This is a genomic window from Betaproteobacteria bacterium (genome assembly GCA_016791345.1).
Taxonomy (GTDB): Bacteria; Pseudomonadota; Gammaproteobacteria; order Burkholderiales; family JAEUMW01; genus JAEUMW01.
Map to the genome: position 1 here is coordinate 1 of JAEUMW010000200.1, position 20,127 is coordinate 20,127.

At 65.7% G+C, this 20,127-nt stretch carries 20 protein-coding genes; 14 read left to right on the plus strand and 6 right to left on the minus strand.

All coding sequences use genetic code 11. The features are described from left to right. The 3 genes from JNK68_07520 to JNK68_07530 form a co-directional block, all read left to right on the plus strand. A partial coding sequence (locus JNK68_07520) for a cytochrome-c peroxidase (GenBank protein MBL8540205.1) occupies positions 1–346 on the plus strand: 346 nt, incomplete at its 5' end. Between the two features lie 193 nt (positions 347–539). Beyond that, positions 540–1,514, plus strand: a complete 975-nt coding sequence (locus tag JNK68_07525; GenBank protein MBL8540206.1) for a hypothetical protein — start codon at positions 540–542, stop codon at positions 1,512–1,514. After that, complete coding sequence (locus JNK68_07530; protein ID MBL8540207.1) at positions 1,498–2,337, plus strand: polysaccharide deacetylase family protein; 840 nt, start codon at positions 1,498–1,500, stop codon at positions 2,335–2,337. Before JNK68_07525 ends, JNK68_07530 begins: the two co-directional genes overlap by 17 nt. Before the next feature lie 35 nt (positions 2,338–2,372). On the opposite strand, the gene JNK68_07535 is transcribed toward JNK68_07530, so the two are convergent. Genes JNK68_07535 through JNK68_07545 form a run of 3 tightly spaced genes read right to left on the minus strand, consistent with a single transcriptional unit; the run spans position 2,373 to position 6,022 of the window. Next, a complete protein-coding gene (locus tag JNK68_07535) occupies positions 2,373–4,367 on the minus strand; it encodes a sulfatase-like hydrolase/transferase (GenBank protein MBL8540208.1) in 1,995 nt (664 codons plus the stop codon). Positions 4,368–4,407: 40 nt separating this feature from the next. Next, entirely contained in the window at positions 4,408–5,814 is a 1,407-nt protein-coding gene (locus JNK68_07540) for a class I SAM-dependent methyltransferase (GenBank protein MBL8540209.1), read from the minus strand. Next, entirely contained in the window at positions 5,792–6,022 is a 231-nt protein-coding gene (locus JNK68_07545) for a hypothetical protein (GenBank protein ID MBL8540210.1), read from the minus strand. The genes JNK68_07540 and JNK68_07545 overlap by 23 nt, the downstream gene beginning before the upstream one ends. Before the next feature lie 169 nt (positions 6,023–6,191). On the opposite strand from JNK68_07545, the gene JNK68_07550 reads away from it, so the two are divergent. Together JNK68_07550 and JNK68_07555 are read left to right on the plus strand one after the other, a co-directional pair. After that, positions 6,192–7,013: a M48 family metallopeptidase gene (locus JNK68_07550; protein MBL8540211.1), complete on the plus strand. Its 822-nt coding sequence runs from the start codon at positions 6,192–6,194 to the stop codon at positions 7,011–7,013. 51 nt (positions 7,014–7,064) lie between these two features. Beyond that, the gene (locus JNK68_07555) at positions 7,065–8,066 is read left to right on the plus strand and encodes a histidine phosphatase family protein (GenBank protein MBL8540212.1); all 1,002 of its coding nucleotides are present in this window, start codon (positions 7,065–7,067) and stop codon (positions 8,064–8,066) included. On the opposite strand, the gene JNK68_07560 is transcribed toward JNK68_07555, so the two are convergent. Genes JNK68_07560 through JNK68_07570 form a run of 3 tightly spaced genes read right to left on the minus strand, consistent with a single transcriptional unit; the run spans position 8,060 to position 10,775 of the window. After that, a complete protein-coding gene (locus tag JNK68_07560; GenBank protein ID MBL8540213.1) occupies positions 8,060–8,653 on the minus strand; it encodes an LUD domain-containing protein in 594 nt (197 codons plus the stop codon). The genes JNK68_07555 and JNK68_07560 overlap by 7 nt on opposite strands. Beyond that, entirely contained in the window at positions 8,650–10,035 is a 1,386-nt protein-coding gene (locus tag JNK68_07565) for a lactate utilization protein (protein MBL8540214.1), read from the minus strand. Before JNK68_07565 ends, JNK68_07560 begins: the two co-directional genes overlap by 4 nt. After that, positions 10,032–10,775, minus strand: a complete 744-nt coding sequence (locus tag JNK68_07570) for a (Fe-S)-binding protein (GenBank protein MBL8540215.1) — start codon at positions 10,773–10,775, stop codon at positions 10,032–10,034. The genes JNK68_07565 and JNK68_07570 overlap by 4 nt, the downstream gene beginning before the upstream one ends. A 223-nt stretch (positions 10,776–10,998) precedes the next feature. On the opposite strand from JNK68_07570, the gene mpl reads away from it, so the two are divergent. The 9 genes from mpl to JNK68_07615 all read left to right on the plus strand — a co-directional run. After that, positions 10,999–12,345 (plus strand): UDP-N-acetylmuramate:L-alanyl-gamma-D-glutamyl-meso-diaminopimelate ligase, encoded by a 1,347-nt coding sequence (gene mpl, locus JNK68_07575; protein ID MBL8540216.1) that lies wholly within the window; start codon positions 10,999–11,001, stop codon positions 12,343–12,345. Between the two features lie 274 nt (positions 12,346–12,619). After that, positions 12,620–12,805, plus strand: a complete 186-nt coding sequence (locus tag JNK68_07580) for a hypothetical protein (protein MBL8540217.1) — start codon at positions 12,620–12,622, stop codon at positions 12,803–12,805. Between the two features lie 205 nt (positions 12,806–13,010). Continuing rightward, positions 13,011–14,237, plus strand: coding sequence for a PQQ-dependent sugar dehydrogenase (locus JNK68_07585; protein ID MBL8540218.1), 1,227 nt, complete (start codon positions 13,011–13,013; stop codon positions 14,235–14,237). Positions 14,238–14,283: 46 nt separating this feature from the next. Beyond that, a complete protein-coding gene (locus JNK68_07590; protein ID MBL8540219.1) occupies positions 14,284–14,862 on the plus strand; it encodes an alpha/beta fold hydrolase in 579 nt (192 codons plus the stop codon). Between the two features lie 72 nt (positions 14,863–14,934). Next, positions 14,935–16,785 carry an RNB domain-containing ribonuclease gene (locus tag JNK68_07595; GenBank protein MBL8540220.1) on the plus strand — a complete coding sequence of 617 codons (1,851 nt, stop codon included), beginning with the start codon at positions 14,935–14,937 and terminating at the stop codon, positions 16,783–16,785. 286 nt (positions 16,786–17,071) lie between these two features. Continuing rightward, on the plus strand, positions 17,072–18,157 hold the full coding sequence (locus JNK68_07600) for an energy transducer TonB (protein MBL8540221.1): 1,086 nt from the start codon (positions 17,072–17,074) through the stop codon (positions 18,155–18,157). Positions 18,158–18,186: 29 nt separating this feature from the next. Next, on the plus strand, positions 18,187–19,002 hold the full coding sequence (gene aroE / locus JNK68_07605; protein MBL8540222.1) for a shikimate dehydrogenase: 816 nt from the start codon (positions 18,187–18,189) through the stop codon (positions 19,000–19,002). A gap of 51 nt (positions 19,003–19,053) precedes the next feature. Then, positions 19,054–19,737 carry a monofunctional biosynthetic peptidoglycan transglycosylase gene (gene mtgA, locus JNK68_07610; protein ID MBL8540223.1) on the plus strand — a complete coding sequence of 228 codons (684 nt, stop codon included), beginning with the start codon at positions 19,054–19,056 and terminating at the stop codon, positions 19,735–19,737. A 96-nt stretch (positions 19,738–19,833) separates the two neighbouring features. Further along, positions 19,834–20,127 (plus strand): magnesium transporter (locus JNK68_07615; protein ID MBL8540224.1); only part of this gene is annotated, 294 nt, incomplete at its 3' end.

The window sequence follows — 20,127 nt, forward strand, 5'->3', positions numbered from 1 at the left end:
GGGTCTGGGCAAGATCGTCCATCGCGCCAACGAGAACGGTAAGTTCAAGGTGACCACCTTGCGCAACATTGCCCTTACCTCGCCCTATATGCATAACGGCTACTTCAAGAGCCTGCGCGCCGTGGTCGACTTCTATAACAGTCGCGACACGAAACCCGTCTGCAAGGACCGCTTCACGTCCGAAGAGCAGGCCGTAAAGACCGGCTGCTGGCCCGAGCCCGAGGTCGCAGAGAACGTGAACAAGGACGAGCTCGGCAACCTCGGACTCTCCGATCGGGAGATCGACGACCTGGTGGCTTTCCTGCTGACCCTCACCGACGGCTGGGACAAGGACGCGCGAAGGTAGCGGCTGCGCGCAAGCCGGAGAAAGCAGGTCCGACTCGCGCGGGCGGGCCTTACAATAGGGGTCCGTCTTCCGCTGCGGGATGTTTGCATCCCGCGCATCTCCTTGTTGCGTGAATCGACCTAGAAACCCTCCGCTGCGCGAGCCGGCGCACGACGTACCGTCAGCGTCGAGTCGCAACTACGCTGCACAAGGCGTGGCGTTCGATCTTCGCCCCACCGCAGCGCTGTTGCGCGATGCGTTTCCGATTCCTGTCTTCTCCGGCGATGCGTACCTGCGCTGGCTCTACGAGCGCAATCCACATGGCCGTGCCACCCTGGGCGACGTCGATGACGACGACGGCCGACGGGTCGCGCACCTCGGTCTCGTGCCGCAGGTGTGGCGCAGCCCGGAGGGCAGCGAGCGGTTCCTGCTCGCGCTCAATGCGGTGCACGCGGTCCGCCAGTACGTGCGGCAGGCGCGTCCGCCGGCGGGCGCGAGGTCCCGCAAACGGGTGACCCTGGCGAATCTTGCCGCCGGCCTGTACCAGCAGGCTGCTGTCGAAGGTTACGTCGGCGTATTCGGGGTTCCGAATGCCCAGTCGACGCACACCTTCGTGCGCAAACAGGGCTTCCGTCTGATCCGGCCGCTGCCGGTCCGTGCATGCCTGCCCGTACCGCCCTGGCGCGGCAGGGTCGAGAGCTTCGATGCCGACGCGCAGTTTCTGCGCAGTGACCGCTTCGCGGAGGTGGTGGCGGGACTCGGCGACCTGCCGGTCGATCGCTGGGTACAGCATGTCTCGACGCCGTGGCTGCGCTGGCGGCTGTCGCGTCCGCTCGCCCGCTACGCCCTGCATCGCGGGCCGGCCGGCATCGCGATCTCGACCGACGAAGTACGCAGCGGCGCGCGCTTCGCACTCATCCTCAAGCTTTACCCGCGAATGGACGCTGGGTGGGACGGCCGCAGCCGGATCCTCGCGAACGATCTCGTGTTCGCTGCCTGCCGACATCACGGTACGCCCTTCGCGGTGTACGCGGGCTTCAACCGTCACATGAAGGTCTGGGGCGTTCCCGTCCCCCGACGCTACCTCCCGGCGCCGCTCAACCTCAGCATCCTGTCGCTCGACCGCGCGGTCGACCAGACGTGTTTCGACGTCGACACCTACGAGTTCCTCGATGGCGATCAGTACTGACGAAAGCCGCGGTATCACCTTCACGCTCGATCTCGAGGACGGGCGGGAGAACGGAACCGAAGCCGGTCGGTTCATTGCCGTGACCCAACGCCTGCTCGACTTCCTGGCACAGCGTGCTGTGCGGGGGACGGTATTCGTCGTCGGCGAACTTGCCGAAGCGCATCCCGCGATGGTGCGCGCGGTGGCGGATCACGGTCACGAGATCGCGCTGCATGCGTATCGCCACGTGCCGCTGACGCAACTCGATCGGGAAGCGTTTCGCGCCGAGACGATGAAAGGGAAGACGCTGCTCGAGGACATTACCGGTCAGCCGGTGGTCGGCTATCGGGCACCGATCTTTTCCCTGGTCAGGGAAACGGTGTGGGCAGCAGACGTTCTGGGCGAACTGGGGTTTCGCTACTCGTCGAGCGTGCTGCCTGCCAAGAGCCCGCTCTTCGGCTACCCGGAGTGTCCGTCGAATCCGTTCACGTGGCCGGGCGGCCTCATCGAACTGCCGGTCCCGGTAGTCGCGATCGGAGCGACGGGTATCCCGTTTCTGGGCGGCATCTACCTGCGCGTATTGCCGTGGACGGCGGTCAAAGTCGGACTCTCCCTGTGCAGCCGTGGGCAAAGTCTGTGGACCTACTGCCATGCGCACGACTTCGACGCCGACGAGCCGTTCCATCCCATCGACAGTCTGGGCTGGGCCGGCAGCCGTCTCTTTTTCGCGGGCCGTCGCCGCATGTTCGACCGCCTCGACCGGCTGATTCGCGAGGGCGTGGCGCCGCCGCTCGCGGAGCGCGTTGCCGGCGGAATTACGGCGCCCCGGTTGCAGCCGGCGTAGACGAGTTCAGAGGATTTGCAGCCCTGGAGCGGCGGTCAATCGATGGCTGCGTGTACGAGGCGGAACGACGGCGTTCGGCGTTCGAGCGAAAAGTCAGTGTGTCCACTCGCCTCCGTCTCTATCGTGACCTCTGCGACAGGCTTCGAAGTGCTGTCCACCGTCAGGGTGACGTGCGCGTGCTCTCCAACTCGCAGATCCAGGGTCTCCCGGGCCTCGCTGTTGACCGAAAACTTCATGCGGCAGGGAGCATTCTCATTGAACGGGGCAACCTCCATGCGTATCCGATGGAGGCGCCGCTCCGGTAGCTGCAGGAGGAGAGCAGCAGACGGCCCGTAAGCCCAGCGGATGCTCTTCCCGTCGCGTGGCGGTGCATCGACCCAGCTCGGCCCGTACACGCCCCACGGATCTGCAGAAGTGCCGTCGAGCTTCGTAACGCGTGGTGGCGGCGGTCCGATGCGTTTCCAGGAAGGCAGATCCTTTGGTGGTCCGGCAACCTCGTAGAAGTTGATCTCGACCTCGTCGCGCCGCGACCAGCCGTTTGCCGGCCAGATGTAGTGAGCGAAGCTGACGCGGCCGGCGTCGTCTTCGTCGCTTGGCTTGCGCTCGCCGGGCGGTTGGCAGGCTTCGGTTTCCCGGCAGATACGGTCGCCCACTCGTGCGAGCGCGGTCACCGTGTCGTCGGTTCGCGGTCGGCTATGTGCCTGGGCGCTCTTGTAGAGCAGCAGGGGCGAGGCGGCCCCTCCCAGCACGAAGCCGTTATCCGACAGACCCGCACCGTGATCACCGATGACGACGATGGTCGAATTGTCGTAGACGCCGTGGGTCTTGAGTGCCCGCAGCAGGCGCCCGACCGCGGCGATCGAGCAGCGTGCCTGGTCCTGCAGCGCTTCTTCGGTCAACTCGTGGTCGCGGCGCACTGTGCAGTCCGCGCCGAGCACGGCGGGCGGATGCGTCGTCATGAGATGGATGAACTTGAGCGTGGGCGGTCCCGAGTCGACGCTCACCCGTGCCGTCAGCCAGGCGAGCGTCGCATAGCCTTCGCGCGCGCTTTCCGGAATCGGCTCCTCGCCCAGCAGCCATTCGCCATCGCGATAGATGTCCGGCTTCCACTGCAGGGGGGAAACCGCAAAGAGCGACAGGTCGATGAGCTGCAACGAGTCGTGCGCGAGGGCGTTGAGGTAGCCGGTGCGGACTTTCCTGTCCTGCGCGCACACCGCTCCGGCGGGACACAGATTCAGCAGTGGATTCAGCACGGCGGCCCGATAACCGGCGCGCGCATGCGCAGCGACGAATGAATTGCTGACGATGGAGTCGGTGAGGTAGGTGCTGACCCGTTCCTGAGGGGCGAGGGCGTGGCCGCCATGGATCGCAGGCAGCGACAGCACTGTTGTCGGCGACGGGCTGACTGCGTTGCGAAAGAAGGTGAAGCCATCGAATTCATCCGTCGCGGTAGTCCCCTCGGCCAGGAGACGCTCGAAAAGGCTGGCCTGAAACGTGTCGAGCAGGATGACCACGACGTTCCGGGAGCGGGAGAAGGTCGCCCACTCCGTGCCGGTGCCAAGCTCCGGTTTCTTCAATCCGCCGCTCGCTGCCGATACGGCTGCTGTGCCGAGGAAAAGCAGGTTCAACAGCAGCAGGAAAAACGCCGCATCGCGCGGGCGCCGCCGCGCGAACCAGTAGGCGATGCCCGCCACGGCGAAAAGAATCCCGATGTTGGTCAGTATCGCGTCCAGCGGCGTGTCGAAGAAGATCGGCGAGCCGTCGAGGCTTGCGTCGGGGCCACGCGACACGAGGGAGCTTGTCCAGAGGGCGAGGGCGAGCCCCGCGAGCAGCGCGCCATACCCGGACTTCCAATCTGCACTCCCCTTTGCTCCCGGCAGGACGAGCAGCGCCACGACGGCCAGCGCAATGACCACCAGAAGGGCGAGGTGCTCGATCAGGGAGAACGCGAAGAACGGTCCGTTGACGCGAAAGGTCAGGCTCGGCTGCAGGACGAACACGAGGTTCGCCAGCAGCGTCGCTGCCGCCACGGTAACCGTGAACGGGCCTGCCCGGAGAGGGCGATTCGACTTACCTGCGCTCATAGACGGCGAGCACGCGTCCCGAGTCGGGGAGCGTGGCTCGCCGCACGATTCTCGACTTGGCACCGAGTGCGCGAAAGAAGGCCTGCTCGCTATAGTCGACGAGCCTGGCGGATTTGAAGCTCAGCAGTCTTGCGAGGAGAGGATCGCCCGGCGGTACGAACTCGACCACACCTCGGGGTGCCGCCTCGACGAATCCCGCAACAGCGTCTGCGAGGGGAACGTTGCGGCCCACGGATACATGATGGAGCACCGCGAACGCGATGAGAAAGTCAGGCTGGCATCGCGCCAGGAAGGCGCTGCGCTCCTTGCCGCGCCAGCCCTGGTTCGGCGTCGGGTTGCACCAGTCGATGCGCAGCGGCAGCAGCGGCAGCTGGTCTTTTCTTGCACGCGCGACGCATTGCTCGAGCGCGAGGTCATCCAGGTCGACGCCGACCACGAACTCGGCGCCGGCCGCGTGTGCCAGAGCGCCGTAATGCCCGTCGTTGCAGCCGACGTCGAGCACGACCGATGGCCTGAGTTCACCGACGGCTTCGCGCACGAGGCTTTCGCGGACCGCGTCGTCGTGGGCAAAGGCCGCGCGCCGAGCGCGGTAGTCGTGCCATCCGGGGGTGCGGCTTGCCGGCAGTTCCAGCTTTGCGATCCAGGCCGCCAGCCGCTTCATCAGTGCGATGACTGCCGACCTGGGAACGCGTGCCTGCCGCAGCTTCGAGACCGTTTCGCTGGAAGTGAGGCGTGCCGAGCGTGTGGCCCGCGCCGGCAGATGGACGTTGAGCAACGTATTGAGTGAAAGCCAGCTCCACGGGCCGAGCAGGCGCGACACTTCCTGCACGCCGATGCCTTCGAGATCGCCGCGATACCAGGGGTGGAACGGGATCCCGCGCCGCGCCGCCAGCAGCAGCGGATTGAGGAACTGCGTGCAGAACTGCGTGTGCGCGACCCAGGGTTCATCCGCGATATAGCGGTCGAACGAGAGGACGTCGATGAAGACCGGGCGGACCCCGTCGAACTGGACGTTGAAAGCGCTGGCATCGACCATCTTGAGCCCGTGCCGGATGGCGTCCATGTTGAGTTCCAGATGGAACAGGGCAGCTGCCTTCAGGAGCGAGAACGGCCACTCATACGGATAGCTGATGAACCTGACCTTCTCGTGCTCGAGGACGTGGCCCGTCCTTCCGTGGCACGCCGTCTCAACGGCCTGGGTCCTGACGATGCGCCCGCCGCGCTCAGCCACCTCCTGGAAGCCGCACGCGCGATAGGCGTCGAAGCGTTGGACGCCGTCCGCCGCGAGGCGACGAAAGACGCGTCCTGCGGACTCGAAGACGGTGCCCGCTGCGTCGCGAAATGACGCAGGGTGGGCGCGCGTATCGAGGTTAACGATCGTGTTCAGATGCATCCTCTTTCGCATCGCGGCGCAGAAAGCCGACAAGCTTCGACCAGTACATCCTGGCCACTGTCCCGGCGACGGCGATTGCGCCCAGAAGCGCCTGGATCAACATGCTTCCGGTGCTCAGGTCAACGTAGGCGAAAGCGGCCGGCGCGAACGCCATGCCGCCGATTGCCACTACCCACACCGCGACTCGGTGCGGTCCGTGTTGCGTCATGTCTGTCTCCTCGCGATCAGAGCGATTCGGTAAGATCCTGGATAGACGCACTCTGCGGGCAAGATCGGTGCCATGGGAATCGGTGTGCGGTTGAGCGCCTTCATGCCCAGGTCGGAACCAGCCTTCGGGACTCGGGTCGGACCCAGTACTCGCGTCCTTGCATCCGAAGATGTCCATGAAGAAGCTCCCCGCGCTGCTACTTGCTTCCGTGCTCCTCGCCGGCTGTGCGACCAATCCGGTGACGGGGCGCAGGCAATTCATCATGGTCTCCGAATCGGAGGCGATCGCCGCTTCCAAGCAGGCTTACGCCGCGGAACTCGCGCCGCTCGCGAAACAGGGGAAGGTCGACAACGATCCTGCGATGACCAGGCGTGTGCACGCCATCACCAGCAAGCTGATCGCACAGGCCATCAAGTACCGGCCGGAGACGGCCAAGTGGGAGTGGAGCGTCAAGGTCATCGACGACCCCCAGACCGTCAATGCGTTCTGCATGGCGGGGGGCAAGATGGCGATCTACAGCGGGCTCATCACCAAGCTGAACGTGACCGACGACGAGATCGCGAACGTCATGGGGCACGAGATCGGGCACGCGCTCTCCAACCACACTGCGGAAAAGATGTCGGTCGCCATGGCGAGCCAGCTCGGGGCGGCGCTGGCCGGTGTCGCTGCGGGTTCGCAGTACGGCGGGGCCGTGTCCTCCGGCGCGGCGGTTGCGGCGACCCTTGCCGTTCAGCTTCCCAACAGCCGCACCGCGGAGTCCGAGGCCGACCGCATCGGCATCGAGCTTGCCGCCAAGGCGGGGTACGACCCGAATGCTGCGGTCACCCTGTGGGAGAAAATGGCAAAGGCGGGCGGCGGCCGGCAGCCGGAATTCCTGAGCACGCATCCGGCCCCGGAAACGCGCATCCGCGACTTGCAGACGCTGGCGCCGCAGATGATGCCGTACTACCTCGACAAGTCGCCGCGGCCGGTCTACCCGCTGCGCTCCTGAGGCGAAGCATGTGGCGCCGTGCGCAAAGGACGCGCGCGGTTACAATGTCGCATGCCCAAGGTCTCGCCCTACCATGACGCAGCGCCTTACGTCACGAAGGACGGTTCGCTCATCCGCGAACTGATGCACCCGGCGCACCATGACAGTCGCGCGCAGAGTCTCGCCGAGGCGGTGGTGCCGGTGGGGCGCGAAACTGCCCTGCACCGGCATCGAACCAGCGAAGAGCTCTATCACGTGACCGGCGGTGAAGGTTTGATGACTTTGGGTTCCGAAACCTTTCAGCTTCGCCGCGGCGACACGATCTGCATCCCGCCAGGGACCGCCCACCGTGTACGCAACACCGGGTCAGAGCCGCTCGTCATCCTGTGCGCGTGTGCGCCTGCCTACTCGCACGAGGACACCGAGATCCTCGCAGGCGGTGCAAAGACGACCCTGCTTCTGATCCGCCACGGCGAGACGGCGTGGAACGCCGAAGAGCGCATGCAGGGGCACGAGGACGTTCCGCTGAACGAACGTGGACGCACTCAGGCCGAAGCGCTCGGTGCGCGCTTTGCCGGCGAGACGGTGCACGCGCTCTATTCCAGCGATCTCAAGCGTGCGGTGGAGACCGCGCGGAGCATCAGCGCGACGACCGGCCGCCCGGTGGTGCACGACGCCCGCCTGCGGGAGCGCCATCTCGGCGTGCTGCAGGGGGTGCTGCGGCACACCGCCTACCAGACAACGGGTGATGTTTACGCGGCCTATCGTGCGAGCGATCCGGACTACGTGATCCCCGAAGGGGAGAGCACTCGCCAGTTCATGGCGCGCGTGCTGGCCTGCATCGACGAACTGGTTCGCCGTCACGCGGGCGAAAGAATCGTCGTCGTCGCACACGGCGGGGTGCTCGACCAGCTCTACCGCCATGCCGTGGGTCTGCCGATGTCGGGCCCCCGCGCCCTCACCTTGCGCAATGCGAGCATCAACTGCATCGAGATTGAAGGAGATCGCTGGACACTCGGCGACTGGGGCGACGTCCGCCATCTCGAGCGCACCGTGGCGCTCGACGACTACTGAGCGCCGCCCGACATCAGGACGATGGTGAGACTGCGCACCCCTTGCGCGCCGTGGATCAGAATCCCTTCGATGTCGGCGGTGGCCGACGGTCCCGTCATCAGCACGGCGTAGCGCGCTTCGCGGAACCCCGGCTGCTCGTACGCATGATGCAGATTCGGGAGGATGACCGCCGGATCGAGCAGGATCACGAAGTGCTGCACCAGGTAGCCGATGGCGTTGACCTGCAGCTCCGTCTCGCTCAGGAAGACCGACCCCGTCTCGGCGACGCCGAAGCGCGCCCGGACCACCCCTACGTCGACGTCCTGCAGATCGGCAGGTGCGCTCAGGGTGGCGAGGTCGCGTGTGCCGCGCGCTTCGGGAGTCGCCGAGCAGATGATCCGGGCATCCGGAAAACGGTCCCGCACGAAGGCGTCGACGTCGGAGCCGCGCGGAAGCTCGGCGAGTTTGCCGCCCATGCGCGTGACGGCTTCCTTGAAGCGGTCGAGCATCGGTGGCAGGTTGGCGTCGAACAGGGGCACGTCCGGCAGCGGGCGCGCTGCCGGCTGATGGCGACGGATGACGCCCAGGATGTCGTCGCGGCTGCTCATGATGGCTGCCCCCGGTTCTTGATGTACCACTGACGGAAGGTCTGCTGCGGGGCGACGGGGACCTCGCGCTGCCGGCCCCAGGCGTTGAAGCGCGTATAAAGCATGAACCGCGGCAGGTACTCGCTTGCCGCGCTCGCGCCTTCGACTGCGGCGCGGTAGAGCTTCGGGCTCGCCAGCACCTTTCCCGCCGCCTGCATGGCCTGCTTCTTCACGAACGGTAGCTGCCCGCGCTCGGCGATCACCTGCCGCCACTTGTAGATCTGCTCGTGGATATTGATCTTGACCGGGCAGACGTTGCTGCAGCTTCCGTTCAGCGTCGAGGCAAAGGGCAGGTTGCTGTATTTGCGCAGGCTGAACGTCGGATCGATGATGACGCCGATCGGCCCCGAATATGTGGCACCGTAGCTCAAACCCCCGCTGCGGCGGTAGACCGGGCACGTATTCATGCAGGCGCCGCAGCGGATGCATTTGAGCGACGTCCAGAAGTCCGCCATGCCGAGCCGCTCGGAGCGCCCGTTGTCGACCAGCACGATGTGCATCTCGGTGCCGGGGCGGGGTGCGCGCATGTGCGAGGTGTACTGCGTGATCGGCGAACCCAGCGCGCTGCGCGAGAGCATGCGCACGAAGACGCCGAGATCGCGCACGCGCGGGATCAGCTTCTCGACGCCGACCGACGCAATGTAGAGAGGCGGGACGTTGACGCTCAGGTCGGCGTTGCCTTCGTTAGTACAGACGACAATGCTGCCGGTCTCGGCGACCGCGAAGTTGGCGCCGGTCATGCCGGCCTCGGCGCCGACGAAGTACGGCCGCGTGTTCTGGCGCTGGCTCTCGGCGAGGTAGTGCGGGTCGCTGTTGGTTGGATCGGTGCCGATGGTGCGACCGAACACCTGCGCCACATCCTGCCGCAGCTTGTGCACCGAGGGCACGACGATATGGCTAGGGGGCTCGTCGTCCAGTTGCTGGATGCGTTCGGCAAGATCGGTCTCGATCACGGTGACGCCGCGCTTCTCGAGGAACGGGCGCATGTCGCATTCCTCGGTGAGCATCGATTTCGCCTTCACGAGCGTCTTCGCGCCGCGGTTACGCAGAATGTCGAGCACGATCTCGTTGTGCTCGATGGCGTCCACCGCCCAGTGCACGCGCGCGCCGTTGGCGATGGCGTTGCGCTCGAACTCCTCCAGGTAATCGGCGAGATGGGTGAGCGTGTGCTCCTTGATGGCGGAAGCGAGCCGCCGCAGTTCCTCCCACTCGGGAATCGACTCGCTCTCCCGGTCGCGTTTCTTGCGCAGATCCCACAGCCTTCGATCGTGAAACGCGACGTGCTCGGTCGAGGCGATGAACTCGGAGGCCGCCTCCGCGTGGTCGATGCGCTTCTCTCTCATTCGCGTGCTCCGTTCAGGATCTGGGAGATGTGCATGAAGCGCAGGTCGAGCCCCAGGCGCTCGGCACAGCCCTTCTGGTGCATGAGGCACGATGAGTCCGCCGAGACGATGTACTCGGCGCCCGCCCGCTTGTGATCCGAGACCTTGTCGTGGCCCATGTTCGCCGAGACCGACTCTTCGAACAGCGAGAAGGTGCCGCCGAAGCCGCAGCACTCGTCGGGTCGGTCCGGGGTGACGAACTCGATCCCCTTGACCTTGGAGAGCAGGTCGAGCGGTTTCGAGAAGAATGGCTCGCTCACTTCCGTCGCCTTCGCATGGCGCAGCCCGCGCAGGGTGCCACAGCTGTTGTGCAACCCCACCTTGTGCGGGAACTCCGCCCAGGGAAAGGCTTCCACCTTGAGCACGTCGTGCAGGAACTCGACGAGTTCAAAGGCGTTTCGCCGCAGCTGTTTCACTTCCTCGGTCTGCTCCACCGCCGTGAAATGGTCGCGCACGTGGTGGATACAGCTGCCTGACGGCGCGACGATGTACTGGAAACCGGAGAAGTTGCGCACGAAAAGCGCCTCGGCGCCCGCCGCCTCTTCCTCGCAGCCGTTGTTGGCCATCGGTTGCCCGCAACAGGTCTGGTCGAGCGGATACACCACTTCACAGCCGAGCCGCTCGAGCAGTTCCAGCGTGGCGATGCCGACTTCCGGGAAAAAGGCGTCGATGAAACAGGGGACAAAGAGCGCAACTTTCAACTGATCCTCCTTCCTCTTGGTTCTTTTTGGTGGCACCGACTTGAGCGGTGCTCTCGACCGCACAATAGACCGAAGCTTCAGACATTTCCAGTCGATTTGCGTTCGCTCCCACGCAATCCCGCGCGGCTCGTGCGCATGCCATTTGCTGCAGCGCCGCCGGCGCGCACGCTACAATTCGCGCCGGCCGTTCCGCCCTCGGTCCCTTCTTCGACTCCCCACATCCATGCACATTCACATTCTCGGCATCTGCGGCACCTTCATGGGCGGCCTCGCCCTGCTGGCGCGCGCTGCAGGACACCGTGTAACCGGCTGTGACGCGGGCGTCTATCCGCCGATGAGCACACAGTTGGAAGAACAGGGCATCGAACTCGTCGAAGGCTTTGGTGCAGATCAGGTCGCGTTTGCACCCGATCTCTTCGTCATCGGCAACGTCGTCACGCGCGGCAATCCCCTGATGGAGGCGATCCTCGACCAGGGGCTGCGTTTCGTGTCCGGACCGCAATGGCTGGCGGAGAACGTCCTGCATGGGAAATGGGTCCTCGGCGTGGCGGGCACCCATGGCAAGACGACGACGGCGTCGATGCTCGCCTGGATTCTGGACTGCGCACAATTGCACCCCGGTTTCCTCATCGGCGGCATTCCGCAGAACTTCGGAATCTCGGCGCGGCCCGCTGTGGCCGATTCCCCGTTCTTCGTAATCGAGGCGGACGAATACGACACCGCCTTCTTCGACAAGCGCTCCAAGTTTCTGCACTACCGTCCGCGCACGGCGCTGCTCAACAATCTCGAGTTCGACCACGCCGACATCTTCGCCAACCTCGACGCCATCGAAACGCAGTTCCACCACCTGGTCCGTACCCTGCCCTCGAACGGGCTCGTGGTCAGCAACGGTCGCGATGCCAGCCTCGATCGCGTGCTTGCCCGCGGGTGCTGGACGCCGGTGGAACGCTTCGGCATCGACGAGGGCTGGCAGACGCGAGAGGTGGCCGACGGCGGCTTCGAGGTGCTGTTTCGCGGCGAGACGCAAGCCACCGTGGGCTGGGACGTGCCGGGCGAGCACAATCGGCTGAACGCGCTCGCGGCGCTCGCCGCCGCGCGCCATGCCGGTGTTCCGGTCGGGGTTGGTGCCGAAGCGCTCGCTTCTTTCCGGAATGCGAAGCGCCGGCTGGAAGTGCGCGGCGTGGCGGGCGGCGTCACCGTCTACGACGATTTCGCTCACCATCCGACCGCCATCCGCGCCACCATCGCCGCGCTGCAGGAGCGTGTCGGCAAGGCGCGCATTCTCGCCGTCCTCGAGCCCCGTTCGAACACGATGAAGATGGGGGTCTGGAAAGACAGCCTTGCTGCGAGCCTGTCGGATGCTGCCCACGTGTTCTGCTATACCGCGACCCTGGGTTGGGACGCGCCGGCCGCGCTCGCCCTGCTCGGGGCCAGGTGTTGCGCCACTGCCGACCTGGGCGAGTTGGTGGAATCGATCGCCCGCGAAGCCCGCACCGGGGACCACGTCCTCGTAATGAGCAACGGCGGCTTCGGCGGCATCCACGAAAAACTGTTGGCCCGGCTCGGCTAAATTTCCGGGACTTGAGTTCTTCGGATTCAATGGCTTGGGGAATTTCCCTGCGCGCTACATGGGGAATGGGGAACCTCGCACCCGCAAAGCGGTCCCTCTCCCTTTACCTCCCAAGCGGTGCGCAATTCGGCACCGCGCACAAGTCCTGAAACGTAGATTCGACTTTTCCCCTCCGGTGATTCCCGCGAGGCGGCCGGAACAGGTCCTTTGGGTTGCTGTGCTGAGTCGGGCGGTGTTGGACGTACGCCATGGCTCGCAAGAGGAGGCCCTGGGCGTGCTCGGCTGGATGGAGCGTGATCGCGACGAGTTCGAGCAGGTGATCTCACTGGCCGGGCTCGAGGCGGGGCACGCCGAGCGTTTCGAACGCGCCATGCGTTCTGCGGTGGAAGCCCGCTTCGGGCGCGCACCCGGTCTTCCCCAAGGCGCTTGCTCGCTCGATAGCTCCGGCGCGCTGGCCTGAGTTTGCGGGTAGGATCGAGCGGTCGGATTGTGCGACCGGGGCGCGTCTCGTCTCCCGATAACGCCGATACGGCTGCGTCCTTCGATCTTGCAAGGTCGCTCGCGAGACGGGTGGCTGGTACGCTCCTGCTCTTGCAATTTCGCCGTCTCACTTCCAAAAGAGGCATAACCCATTGATTCCGCGTACTGTCCGCCGTTGGCTGATCTTGATCGCAGTTATTTTCGGCGTGGGCCTGCTTGCCACGGCCTTTCTCGCCGGAGGCGTCGCGGAGGAGCGCGCTTACTGGCCCTTCGGCGGGCGTTACGCATTCGTGGAAAGGCTCTCCGAGCGCGCCGGGCGCATGGAACGAAAGCTCGATGCGTACGTGAAAACGGTCATCCTCACGGGTTATCACGAGGTGGTCGTCGAGAGCTACCCGCTGCCGTTCGGTGATTCCCACGCACCCGGGCCGTTCCTGGCCCTCTCGAACACCGAATTCCTGGTTGCGACGCGCCTGGGCGAGCTTCATCACGTCGCGATCGACGGTCAGACGGTAAAGGCAACGCTGGTGGGCTCGCTCGGCGTCGCCGAAAACATCCAGGCGCCGGCGGGTGTGAAGGATCTCCTGCTGGTCGCACCGGGCAAGCTGCTGATTTCCATGAGCACCCACGACGCGGCGAAGGATTGCTACGCGCTGGGACTTTTCGAGTTTGCCTACGACCTCCAGCAGCGAAGCGTCACGAAGACACGCAAGCTGTTCGAGAGTCAGCCCTGCTTTCCGATGCCGCTTGCCCTCGAGGAGATCGGTGGGCGCATCGTGCACTACACCGACGACACCGTGCTGTTCACCGTGGGCAGCCTGCTTCCCACCACGCTGGAGGGGGACTACGGCCGCATCCAGCAGATCCGCCTGAGCGATGCAACCGCCACCGTTTTTGCCACCGGTACCCGCAACCAGCAGGGGCTGTTCTTCGACCAGGAGTCCGATCTCGTATTCGAGACGGAACACGGCCCGCGCGGCGGCGACGAGATCAACGTTCTGGTGCGGGGGCACGATTACGGATGGCCGCACGTGACATACGGCACCAACTATTCGGTGATCGACGATGCGAGTGTGGACGAGACCTGCGTGACCAATTGCGGCACCCACGAAGGCTACGATCTTCCTCTCTTCGCCTTCGTGCCGAGCATCGGCATCGGCAATCTCCTGCGCTATCCTTCCGGCGGGGAGGAGTTTCAGCGCTGGCGTGGGGACCTCCTGGTGGCCTCACTGCGGGCGCAGACGCTCTATCGGCTGGAATACGACGAGAATCGGATCATCTACGTGGAACCTATTCCGCTGGGCGAAAGACTGCGAGATATCGCACTGCTGCCCAACGGGGCGGTCGCTCTCAAGACCGACACGCAGAAGCTCCTCATCCTGACGCGCGCGAAGGCGGGCGCAAACGGCTAGGAGAATCTGCCGAGCACGTTGAGCCGCGCGCTGTCGAGCACGAGACATGATCCTGTACATCCACGGTTTCCTCAGTTCACCGCAGTCCTTCAAGGCGCGGCTCATCGCGGCACGGCTGGAGCAACTCGGCCTCGCGCACGCGTTCGGGTGCCCCAGTCTGCGCGGCGAGCCCGAGGAGATCGTTGCGATCATCGAGCGCGCCGTGCAGGCATCGCCCGACGAGCCGGCGCTGGTCGGAAGCTCGCTGGGCGGTTTCTACGCTACCCACGTTGCCGAGCGCTTCGGGCTCAGGACCGTGCTTCTGAATCCGGCCGTTCGGCCTTACGAACTCCTGCATGACTTTCTGGGCGTCCAGCGCAATCTCTACACCGGCGAGGAAATCATTGTCGCGCCGCGGCATCTCGAGGTGCTGCGCGCGCTCGATGTGGAACCGCTCGCCGATCCCTCGCGCTATTTCCTGATCGTGACCACCGGGGACGAAGTGCTCGACTACCGCCAGGCGGTGGAGAAGTATCGCGGCGCCCGGCAACGGGTGATCGAGGGTGGCGATCACAGTCTCGACAGTCTGCCGGCCCACCTCGACGACGTGCTGCGGTTCTGCGGGGTCGCCGTTCCTCCCGCCTGACGGGTATAATCCGCGCCTCCCGACGGGCCGGTGCCGACACCCGGCTCCGCTTCGCTTTTTCCCGCTAGCACCATGCACGTTTTCTACGAAGACGAAGGCAGTTTTCGCGTCGGTACCATCCTTGCCGACAACAACACCTCGCTGCAGGTGGAGACCGCCTCCGGCAAACGCGCCAAGGTGAAGGCGGCGAACGTCCTGTTCCGGTTCAGCGAACCGGGGACGCACGGTTTCATGGATCGGGCGCACGAGCTCGCCGCCGAGATGGACGCGGAATTCCTGTGGCAGTGCTGCGGCCCCGACGAGTTTTCCTTCGAGATCCTGGGCCGCGAATACTTCGGCCGCGAACCGTCTCCCGTCGAGTCGGCGGCGCTGCTCGTGCGCCTTCACGATTCCCCGATCTACTTCTACAAGAAAGGACGGGGGCACTACAAGGCGGCGCCGGAGGACGCGCTGCGGGCTGCGCTGGCGAGCGTGGAGCGCAAGCGTCAGCAGGCGCTGCTGCAGGCGCAATACGCCGAACAGCTGGGGCGTTTCGAGCTGCCGCCGGCGCTCGTGCAGGCGTTGCCGATGCTGCTTTACCGGCCGGATCGCAACACGATCGAGGTCAAGGCGCTGGAGGCGGCTAGTACGGCGACGAAACAGGCGCCGCTGCGGCTCCTGGAGAAGTGCGGAGCGATTCCCTCGACCCGCGACTACCATGTGAACCGCTTCCTCTATCAGCATTTTCCCCAGGGCCGGGACCATCCGCTGCCTGAAGACCTGGCTGCGCACGACGCGTTGCCAGTGGCCGAAGTCCGCGCGTTCAGCATCGATGACGTGACGACGACCGAGATCGACGACGCCTTCTCGGTGACGCGGCTGGCGGAGGGCTGGCAGATCGGCGTGCACATCGCGGCGCCGGCACTGGGCGTGGCCCCGGGTTCGCCGGTCGACGAGGTTGCCGCGAAGCGCCTGTCCACCGTCTACATGCCGGGCGACAAGATCACCATGCTGCCGGAGGCGGTGATCGACGCGTACACCCTGGCCGAGGGTCGCACCGCACCGGCACTGTCGCTCTATCTGCAGCTGCGCAGTGATCTCACGCTGCTCGGCACTTCGACGCGCCTCGAACGCGTTCCGATTGCCGCCAACCTGCGCCTCGACGCGCTGGATCGGACCTTTACCGAAGAAGCGCTGCAAGCCGGCGAGATCGCCCACAGCCACGCGCGCGAGATCCGTCTGCTGTGGGAGTTCGCCTGCGTGCTGGAGGCTGCGCGCGGCCGCCCCGAGCAGCCCCGGCCGTTGCCGATGGACTACAGCTTCTACGTCGAAGACGATCGGGTGCGCATCGCTGAGCGCAGACGCGGTGCCCCGATCGACAAGCTCGTGGCGGAGCTCATGATCTTCGTCAACACCGAGTGGGGACGTACGCTGGCCGAGCACGGGGCTCCCGGCATCTATCGCGCCCAGTCGGGCGGGCGCGTCAAGCTCACGACGGCGCCGGCGCCCCACGATGCGCTCGGCGTCGACCAGTACCTGTGGGCGAGCTCTCCACTGCGGCGGTACGTGGACCTGATCAACCAGCGGCAGCTTCTCGCTGTCCTGCAGGGCGCGCCACCGCCCTACGGCAAGGGCTCGGAAGCGATGCTTGCGGTGTTGCGCGATTTCGAGCTCGCCAACGACACCTACTACGATTTTCAGCGGTCGATGGAGCGGTACTGGTGCCTGCGTTGGCTGCTGCAGGAGAAGGTGACCCGCTGCGAAGCGACGGTGGCGAGGGAGAACCTGGTCAAGCTCGATCCGCTGCCGCTCCTGATCAAGGTTCCGTCGCTGCCGGACCTGCCGCCGATGACGCGCGTGGAAGTGGAGATCGGCGAGATCGACCTGCTCGATCTCACCGTCTCGGCCCAGTTCCGCGCGCGCCTCGATCAGGCGGCTGCATGAGTCACCCGGCGAGGGGCCACGCGCTCAGCGCGGGGATCGACGGCAAGACGAGTGCAGCCCTCCGCCGACGGTGGAGTGCGTGCGACAGGCCGGGCGGTTCGGAGGCGGCTGCATGAGTCACCCGGTGAGGGCCACGCGTTCAGCGCTGGGATCGACGGCAAGACGCGTGCAGCCCTCCGCCGACGCTGGAGTGCGTGCGACAAGCTGGGTGGTACGGAGGCGGCTGCATGAGTGACCCGGCGAGGGGCCACGCGGAGGCGGCGGCGTGACCCGGGCGATGCGCGCGATGATTTGGGCACAGGGCTTGCTCACCGGGGCGCCTGACTCGCTACAATGGCGAGAGGCGCTTTCCCCAGCCCTTCACTCCAATAACACCGTGTCGCGCCGAAGATACCGGCAGACTGCTTCGCTCAACCGGACCGCATCGCCCGCCGTCTCGTACGCACTGGGCGCCGCCGCCGAGCACCGCTCCGCCGCCTCGCTGCTGGCGGAGTCGTGGTTCTTGGATCCTGCCAACCGGTCACTGGTGGTCGCCATTGCGATCTCCATCGTCGTCCACGCCATTCTTCTCAAGATCCACTTCATCGATCCGCGGACCAGGAGCTCGGAGCTGTTTCAGCCGACGCTCGACGTCGTGCTCGTCAACGCCCGCTCGAACACCGCCCCGAAGAAGGCCGAAGTGCTGGCGCAGGCGAATCTCGATGGCGGCGGCAATACCGACCAGGCGCGCCGCGCGAAGACGCCGCTGCCGGCGCAGTCGAGGGAGCAGGCGCAGAACGATATGACGGTCGTGAGCCGGCGGGTGGAGGCTGCGGAGGAACAACCGAAGAAACCGCTCACGAGCAGCAAATCCAAGGACTCGATCGCGCAGCCGCTGCAGGACTCGAAAGCGGAGCCGCAGCCGCAGCAGGACCCGCTGGCGAAGCCCGATGTCGCCGTGCTGCTGACACGCAGCCTGGAGGCGGCGCGCCTGCAGGCGGAGATCGACCGCAACCTCGATGCGTACGCGAAGCGGCCGCGACGCAACTTCGTCGGCTCACGCGCGCGCGAGTTTCGCTTCGCGCGCTACGTCGAGGACTGGCGCGCGAAGGTCGAGCGGGTGGGCAATCTCAACTATCCGGAGCGGGCGCGTCAGCAGAAGATCTACGGCAGCCTGCAGCTCACGGTGTCAATCAAGGCGGACGGTTCGGTCGAAAGCATCGACGTCAACAAGCCCTCCGGCCAGAAGGTGCTCGATGAGGCCGCGCGCCGCATCGTGGAACTGGCGGCCCCGTACGCGCCATTTCCCCCCGACATCGCGAAGGACACGGACATCCTCAGCATCACCCGCACCTGGACCTTCACCCGCGCCGACCAGCTGATCAGCCAGTAGGCGCCGCCCTGCCGCACATCCCGTCGCCGATGCCCGACCGCTACGCCGTCATCGGCAACCCCGTCTCTCACAGCAAGTCCCCGTCGATCCACGCTGCGTTCGCGCGCGCCACTGGACAGTCCGTGGTTTACGCAGCCGTTTTCGCGCCGCTCGACGGCTTCGCGGCGACGGTGGCGGCGTTCCGGGCCGCGGGCGGCATGGGAGCGAACGTCACCGTGCCATTCAAGCTGGAAGCGTTTGACCTTGCCACTGAGACGACGCCGCGCGCACGGGCTGCGCTCGCCGTGAATACGCTCACCTTCGCAGCGGACGCGGTGCGCGGGGACAACACGGACGGTGTCGGGCTGGTGCGGGACATCGAGATCAATCTCGGGGTGGAGATCGCCGGCAAACGCGTGCTCGTGATGGGCGCCGGCGGCGCCGCGCGCGGCGTGCTCGCACCCCTGCTCGACCGGCGCCCCGCTGCGCTTGCCATCGCCAATCGGACAGCCGACAAGGCAGTCGAACTCGCTGGCCGCTTTCGCGAGCGCGGCCCGGTCGAGGGGTGCGGCTACCATGCGCTTGGTACTTCGCGCTTCGACATCGTCGTCAATGCAACCTCGGCAAGCCTGGTCGGGGAACTGCCACCGTTGCCGCCGCACCTGTTCTGCGGGGGCGCGCTCGCCTACGACATGATGTATGGAAGTGAGCCGACGCCGTTCCTGCGCTGGGCCAGGGAGCACGGTGCAGCGCGTTGTACCGACGGCCTCGGGATGCTCGTCGAGCAGGCTGCCGAATCGTTCTTCGTCTGGCGTGGCGTACGGCCCGACACGGCGCCGGTGATCGCGATGCTGCGGGCCGGCTGAAGCGCCCGCGCTCGCAAGGCTCAACGTTCCGCCTCGTTCCCGTCCACGCAAGTGCGGCTCCTGTTGAAGTTGCTCGGCCTCGTCGTCGCGCTCGTCATTCTCTACGAGCTCTGGATCTTCGCGCAGGTCTGGTGGTGGTCGACCCACAATCCGCGCAGCACGGCTTTCATGGAGCAGAACTTGAGCGCGTTGCGCGAGAAGGATCCGCGGGCAGTGCTGCAGCACGAGTGGGTGCCGTACAACCGCATCTCCCCGCATCTCAAGCGCGCGGTCATCGCGTCCGAGGATGCGAAGTTCGCCGATCACGAAGGCTTCGATTGGGACGCGATCGAGAAAGCCTACGAGAAGAACCTGCAGAAAGGGCGCATCGTCGCCGGCGGCTCGACCATCTCGCAGCAGCTTGCCAAGAATCTCTTCCTCTCCGGGGAACGCAGCCCCCTGCGCAAGGGTCAGGAAGCAATCATCACCCTCATGCTGGAGCGCGTGATGAGCAAGCGCCGCATCCTGGAGATCTATCTCAACGTGATCGAATGGGGCAACGGCGTGTTCGGTGCGGAAGCCGCGGCGCGTCACTACTTCGGTACCAGCGCGGCGAACGTGGGAGCGGGCGATGCGGCGTGGCTTGCCGCCATCGTGCCCAATCCGAAGTTCTACGATGCCCGCCGCAACACGCCGTGGATCCAGCGCAAGACGCAGATCATTCGAGCGCGCATGGGAGCCGCCGAAGTCCCTTGATGGCGCCGCTGCACGCGGTCAAAACGTCACGCGGGCGCGGGGCAGATTCCCTAGAATGACGGCTTTTCGCAATCGTCGAGATGCCGAGCCGGAGTGATGGCCGAGGTCACAGAGCGCGCGGGCAACGTGCAGGAGCAACTGCAGCAGGTTATCACCCTGCTCAGCAGGCAACGGGTTGTCGAGGACATCGTCCATCGTCAGGAGATGCCGCGCCATGATCTCGTTGAGACGCTCGTGCACAAGCAGCACATGGTCGAGCTGGAACGCAAGCTCAACCAGATGCATCCGGCCGACGTCGCCTACATCCTCGAAGCGCTGCCGCTCACCGATCGCCTGCAGGTGTGGGATCTGGTGCGCGCCGAGCGCGATGGCGAGATTCTGCTGGAAGTA

What these genes read in the sequence shown, in the direction of transcription:
- JNK68_07565 (MBL8540214.1), bottom strand. Translation starts at nt 10,035, where the DNA reads ATGAGAGAGAAGCGCATCGACCACGCGGAGGCGGCCTCCGAGTTCATC.
- JNK68_07530 (MBL8540207.1), top strand. Translation starts at nt 1,498, where the DNA reads ATGGCGATCAGTACTGACGAAAGCCGCGGTATCACCTTCACGCTCGAT.
- JNK68_07600 (MBL8540221.1), top strand. Translation starts at nt 17,072, where the DNA reads ATGATTTGGGCACAGGGCTTGCTCACCGGGGCGCCTGACTCGCTACAA.
- JNK68_07560 (MBL8540213.1), bottom strand. Translation starts at nt 8,653, where the DNA reads ATGAGCAGCCGCGACGACATCCTGGGCGTCATCCGTCGCCATCAGCCG.
- mpl (MBL8540216.1), top strand. Translation starts at nt 10,999, where the DNA reads ATGCACATTCACATTCTCGGCATCTGCGGCACCTTCATGGGCGGCCTC.
- JNK68_07595 (MBL8540220.1), top strand. Translation starts at nt 14,935, where the DNA reads ATGCACGTTTTCTACGAAGACGAAGGCAGTTTTCGCGTCGGTACCATC.
- JNK68_07545 (MBL8540210.1), bottom strand. Translation starts at nt 6,022, where the DNA reads ATGACGCAACACGGACCGCACCGAGTCGCGGTGTGGGTAGTGGCAATC.
- JNK68_07590 (MBL8540219.1), top strand. Translation starts at nt 14,284, where the DNA reads ATGATCCTGTACATCCACGGTTTCCTCAGTTCACCGCAGTCCTTCAAG.
- JNK68_07555 (MBL8540212.1), top strand. Translation starts at nt 7,065, where the DNA reads ATGCCCAAGGTCTCGCCCTACCATGACGCAGCGCCTTACGTCACGAAG.
- aroE (MBL8540222.1), top strand. Translation starts at nt 18,187, where the DNA reads ATGCCCGACCGCTACGCCGTCATCGGCAACCCCGTCTCTCACAGCAAG.
- JNK68_07540 (MBL8540209.1), bottom strand. Translation starts at nt 5,814, where the DNA reads ATGCATCTGAACACGATCGTTAACCTCGATACGCGCGCCCACCCTGCG.
- JNK68_07550 (MBL8540211.1), top strand. Translation starts at nt 6,192, where the DNA reads ATGTCCATGAAGAAGCTCCCCGCGCTGCTACTTGCTTCCGTGCTCCTC.